At 67.5% G+C, this 4872-nt stretch carries 5 protein-coding genes and 2 pseudogenes; 6 read left to right on the top strand and 1 reads right to left on the bottom strand.

The genetic code is table 11. The features are described from left to right. From IM632_RS03290 to IM632_RS03265, 6 genes and pseudogenes are all read left to right on the top strand, one after another. Positions 1 to 1167: phosphomannomutase/phosphoglucomutase (locus IM632_RS03290; RefSeq protein WP_296552010.1), on the top strand; the 1167-nt coding region annotated here is incomplete at its 5' end. A gap of 5 nt (positions 1168 to 1172) precedes the next feature. Beyond that, on the top strand, positions 1173 to 2477 hold the full coding sequence (locus IM632_RS03285) for a UDP-glucose/GDP-mannose dehydrogenase family protein (RefSeq protein WP_296502323.1): 1305 nt from the start codon (positions 1173 to 1175) through the stop codon (positions 2475 to 2477). 221 nt (positions 2478 to 2698) lie between these two features. Continuing rightward, the gene (locus IM632_RS03280) at positions 2699 to 3742 is read left to right on the top strand and encodes a calcium-binding protein (protein WP_296484645.1); all 1044 of its coding nucleotides are present in this window, start codon (positions 2699 to 2701) and stop codon (positions 3740 to 3742) included. Positions 3743 to 3759: 17 nt separating this feature from the next. Further along, positions 3760 to 3936, top strand: a pseudogene (locus tag IM632_RS03275) (UDP binding domain-containing protein); the annotation flags it as partial. Between the two features lie 41 nt (positions 3937 to 3977). Continuing rightward, positions 3978 to 4295 (top strand): type II toxin-antitoxin system RelE/ParE family toxin, encoded by a 318-nt coding sequence (locus tag IM632_RS03270; RefSeq protein ID WP_296484642.1) that lies wholly within the window; start codon positions 3978 to 3980, stop codon positions 4293 to 4295. A 2-nt stretch (positions 4296 to 4297) separates the two neighbouring features. After that, a complete protein-coding gene (locus tag IM632_RS03265) occupies positions 4298 to 4579 on the top strand; it encodes an XRE family transcriptional regulator (RefSeq protein ID WP_296484640.1) in 282 nt (93 codons plus the stop codon). A gap of 6 nt (positions 4580 to 4585) precedes the next feature. Here IM632_RS03265 and IM632_RS03260 read toward each other — a convergent pair. Further along, positions 4586 to 4872, bottom strand: a pseudogene (locus IM632_RS03260) (citrate transporter); the annotation flags it as partial.

Genomic DNA, 4872 nt, shown 5'->3' with positions numbered 1-4872 from the left:
CCGGCCGTGGCCATGGTCACCGCCAGCCACAACGAGAACGGCTGGACCGGCGTGAAGATGGGCGTCTCCCCGCCCCTCACCTTCGGCCCCGACGAGATGGGCCGGCTGAAGGAGATCGTGCTCGGCGGCCAGGGCGTCGCCCGCCCGGGCGGGACCCTCACCCACGTCCCCGGCCTGGCGGAACGCTACATCGCCGACGTCGCCGGTCGCCTCGCCCTGAACCGCCCGCTGAAGGTGGTCTGCGCCTGCGGCAACGGCACGGCCGGCGCCTTCGCCCCGGAGGCCCTGCGCCGCATGGGCGTGGCCGTGGTCCATGAGATGGACTGCACCCTCGACTGGTCCTTCCCGCGCTACAATCCCAACCCCGAAGACCACGAAATGCTCAAGGCCATGGGACAGGCCGTGCGCGACTTCGGCGCCGACCTCGCCCTGGGCTTCGATGGCGACGGCGACCGCTGCGGGGTGGTGGACGACACCGGCGAGGAGATCTTCGCCGACAAGATCGGCCTCATGCTGGCCCGCGACTTGTCCGGCCTGCACCCGCAGGCCCAGTTCATCGTCGACGTGAAGTCCACCGGCCTCTTCGCCACCGACCCGGTCCTGGCCGCCAACGGCGCGAAGACCCTCTACTGGAAGACCGGCCACAGCTACATCAAGCGCAAGACCGCCGAGATCGGCGCCCTGGCGGGCTTCGAGAAGTCGGGCCACTTCTTCTTCAACGCCCCCCTCGGGCGCGGCTATGACTGCGGCCTCACCGCCGCCGCCGCCATCCTGGGCATGCTCGACCGCAACCCGGACAAGAGCCTGTCCCAGCTCAAGGACGCCCTGCCCCAGGCCTGGACCAGCCTGACCATGTCCCCCCACTGCGCCGACGAGGCCAAGTACGGCGTGGTCGAGGGGGTGGTCGCCGAGTACGAGGCCCTGGCCCGCGACGGCGGGACAATCCTGGGCCGCGCCATCACCGGGGTGATCACGGTCAACGGCGTGCGCGTGGCCCTCGAGGACGGCTCCTGGGTCCTGGTCCGCGCCTCCTCCAACAAGCCCGAGATCGTCGTCGTGGTCGAGAGCACCCGCTCGGAGGACGACATGCGCGCCCTCTTCCGCGAGGAGGTCAAACCCCGTCTCGCCCGGCGCCCCGAGATCGGCGCCTACAACCAGGAGATCTGAGCGCCATGCATGTCGTCATGATCGGCACGGGCTATGTGGGCCTCGTCTCGGGCGCCTGCTTCGCCGACTTCGGCCACCAGGTCACCTGCATCGACAAGGACGCCGCCAAGATCGAGGGGCTGAAGGCGGGCCGCATGCCCATCTACGAGCCCGGCCTCGACACCCTGGTGGCCCGCAACGTCCAGGCCGGGCGCCTGGCCTTCACCACCGAGGCCGCCGAGGCGGTGCGCGGCGCCGACGCCGTCTTCATCGCCGTGGGCACCCCCTCGCGCCGGGGCGATGGTCACGCCGACCTGTCCTACGTGCACGCCGCCGCCGCCGAGATCGCCGACCTGATGGACGGCTTCACCGTGGTGGTCACCAAGTCCACCGTCCCCGTCGGCACGGGCGACGGAATAGAGGCCATCATCCGCGAGCGGCGCCCCGACGCCGAGTTCGCCGTGGTCTCCAACCCCGAGTTCCTGCGCGAGGGCGCAGCCATCGACGACTTCAAGCGCCCCGACCGGGTGGTGGTGGGCCTCAACGACGAACGCGCCCGGCCAGTGATGACCGAGCTCTACCGGCCCCTCTTCCTCAACGAGACGCCGATCCAGTTCACCGACCGGCGGACCTCCGAGCTGATCAAGTACGCCGGCAACGCCTTCCTCGCCATGAAGATCACCTTCATCAACGAGATGGCCGACCTTTGCGAGGCCGTCGGCGCAGACGTCCAGCAGGTGGCGAAGGGGATCGGCCTCGACAAGCGGATCGGCTCGAAGTTCCTCAATGCCGGCCCCGGCTATGGCGGCTCCTGCTTTCCCAAGGACACCCTCGCCCTGGTGCGCACCGCCACCGACGCCGGCTCGCCCGTGCGCCTCATCGAGACCACCGTCGCGGTTAACGACGCCCGCAAGAAGGCCATGGCCGCCAAGGTGGCCGCCGCCGTCGACGGCGACCTTGCCGGCCGCACGGTCGGCGTCCTGGGCCTGACCTTCAAGCCCAACACCGACGACATGCGCGACGCCCCCTCCCTGGACATCCTGCCGGCCCTGCAGGCCATGGGCGCCCGCGTCCAGGCCTTCGACCCCGAGGGCGAGGCCGAGGCCCGCCACCTCCTGCCCGGCGTCGACTTCCGGCCCGACGCCTACGCCGCCGCCGAAGGCGCCGACGTCCTGGTGATCATCACCGAATGGGACCAGTTCCGCGCCCTCGACCTGGAGCGCGTCCGCGGCCTGATGCGCACCCCCGTGCTGGTGGACCTGCGCAACATCTACAAGCCGGCGGACGTCCGGGCCCTGGGCTTCCGGTACGCGTCGGTGGGGCGGGCGTAGGCGCGGAAAACCGAAGTCGCGACCTAGAGTGCTTCCGAGCCTACCGTCTACAGTGGGTCCGTTACACGTCAGTATTGGTCGTCTATTTCTCCTGTCTCCTCGAATCGTGCTCCAGGAGCGTTGACACGTTCGCCAAATAAGCGACTGCATAGACGGAATTTTCAGGCGCGATCCCGAGGTTCCGAATGGCAAATCTAACTGCAGGCCCATTGGGTCTGGACATGTCAGACCTCGACATCTCAATCCTTCTGGATGCCGACGTTACACAGGCTTCGGCGACGACGTTTCGTCTTGTTTATCAAGGCCAACAGATCACCTTTACGGGTCTCAACTTCGCCTACAATTCCCTTGGCGTACCGATTTCGGGGACAGTGACCGGCATCGAACTCCGTAACAACGGAATACTGGTCTATCAGGCCTCGGGCTTTTCGACATCTGTCCTGGACTGGCTTGTCTGGGCGGACGCCGAAGACACCTTCAGCGCCCTCGCAGCCGTGCTGAGGGGGGCGGACAACATCCTTGGCTCGGCGGTTGCTGACACGCTCGGGGGGTTCGCCGGGAACGACACCATCTACGGCCAGGGGGGCGAAGACCAGATCGAAGGACTTCAGGGAAACGACTATGTGGAGGCCGGTGAGGGTGACGATCTGGTCGGCGAAGACCCGGGCTCCGACGGAAACGACACCTACTGGGGCGGGGGCGGGGACGATACGATCCTGGAGAACGCCGGCGCCAACTTACTGCGCGGCGAGGCGGGCGACGACTTGATGTCGGGCGGCTCCGGTTTCGACGACATGCATGGCAACATGGGCAACGACACTCTTAGCGGAAACGATGGGAACGACTGGGTCGTGGGAGGCAAGGACAACGACCTGCTCTTCGGCGACGCCGGCTTTGACATCGTCTACGGCAACATGGGCAATGACACCGTCGACGGCGGGGCCGGAAACGACTGGGTGCGCGGCGGTCAGGGCGACGACACCGTCATGGGCGGGGCCGGCGACGACTGGCTCTGGGGCGACAAGGGGAACGACACCCTCTCCGGCGGCGCGGGGGCGGACCTGTTCTACAGCCTGGCGGGCGCCGGCATCGACCGGATCACGGACTTCAACTACGCCGAGGGCGACCGGCTGAAACTGGAGGGCAATCCCGCCCGCACCATCACCCAGTCCGGCGCCGACGTCATCGTCGACATGGGCAATGGCGACCAGGTCATCCTGGTCGGCGTGACCCTCTCCAGCCTCGGGGCCGGCTGGCTGATCTGAACCGTCGAACCCTCGACGCCAAAGGCGCCGACGTCCTGGTGATCATCAACGAATGGGACCAGTTTCGCGCCCTGGACCTGGAGTGCGTCCGCACCCTGATGTGCACCCCCGTGCTGATGGACCTGCGCAACATCTACAAGCCGGCGGACTTAAGGGTCCTGGGGTTCCGGTACGCGTCGGTGGGGCGGGCGTAGGAAGTCTTGCGGGATCGTATCGATTTCGATACACACACCTCATGAAAGCCGTTGTCTTCCTCGGGGACAGCCTTTCGCGTCTTCGGGAATTCCCGGAGTCGGCGCGGGCCACCGCGGGCTTCCAGCTGCACCAGTTGCAGCGCGGTCTCGATCCCGACGACTGGAAGCCCATGGGTACGATTGGACCCGGCGTGAGAGAGATTCGCATCCGGGAGGCTTCGGGGGCCTTCAGGGTGATCTACCTGGCCAAGCTGGAGGATCGCGTCCTGGTCCTCCACGCCTTCCAGAAGAAGACCCAGAAGACGGCGCAGAAGGACATCGACCTCGCTGCCGCTCGGCTGCGAGCCTGGAGACGATGATTATGGAAGTTCAGACCTTCGAGAGTGTCTTCGACGCCCTCGCAGACACCCCGGCCGAAGCGGCGAACCTGAAGGCGCGGGCAGAGATTCTCTCAGCGCTTTCCCGGCGAGTGCGATCTTGGAACCTGTCGCAGGAGGCCGCCGCCGCGCGGCTCGGGATCACCCGTCCCAGGCTGAACGACCTACTGCGGGGAAAGCTTGGGAAGTTCTCGCTCGACGCCTTGGTGAACCTTGCGACGGCGGCGGGGCTACGCCTTGAAATCCGTATCGCCGACGCGGCCTGACCGCCCTCAGAACCCCCCCGTCGCCATCGTCGCCAGGGCGAGGACCAGGCACACCCCCGCCGCCGGCAGGGCGGTGAAGGTCTGGTGGGCGCCCATCTCCACGCGGATCAGGCCCACCAGCAGCCAGGTGGAGGGGACGAGGGGACTGAGCAGGTGGAAGGGCTGGCCCATCAGGGCGGCCCGGGCCATGGCCTCCGGCGCGATCCCGTGGGCGACGCCGGCCTCGGCCAGGACGGGCAGCATGCCGAAGTAGAAGGCGTCGTTCGACAGGAAGAAGGTCCCCGGCAGGCTGG

The sequence above is a fragment of the Phenylobacterium sp. genome (genome assembly GCF_020402505.1).
In the GTDB taxonomy this organism is placed as follows: domain Bacteria; phylum Pseudomonadota; class Alphaproteobacteria; order Caulobacterales; family Caulobacteraceae; genus Phenylobacterium.
Note: the sequence above shows the minus strand (reverse complement) of the source record. Positions and strands in the feature narration are given on the sequence as shown.

Coding starts and splice junctions, on each gene's coding strand:
- IM632_RS03285 (WP_296502323.1), top strand. CDS start 1,173: ATGCATGTCGTCATGATCGGCACGGGCTATGTGGGCCTCGTCTCGGGC.
- IM632_RS03265 (WP_296484640.1), top strand. CDS start 4,298: ATGGAAGTTCAGACCTTCGAGAGTGTCTTCGACGCCCTCGCAGACACC.
- IM632_RS03270 (WP_296484642.1), top strand. CDS start 3,978: ATGAAAGCCGTTGTCTTCCTCGGGGACAGCCTTTCGCGTCTTCGGGAA.
- IM632_RS03280 (WP_296484645.1), top strand. CDS start 2,699: ATGTCAGACCTCGACATCTCAATCCTTCTGGATGCCGACGTTACACAG.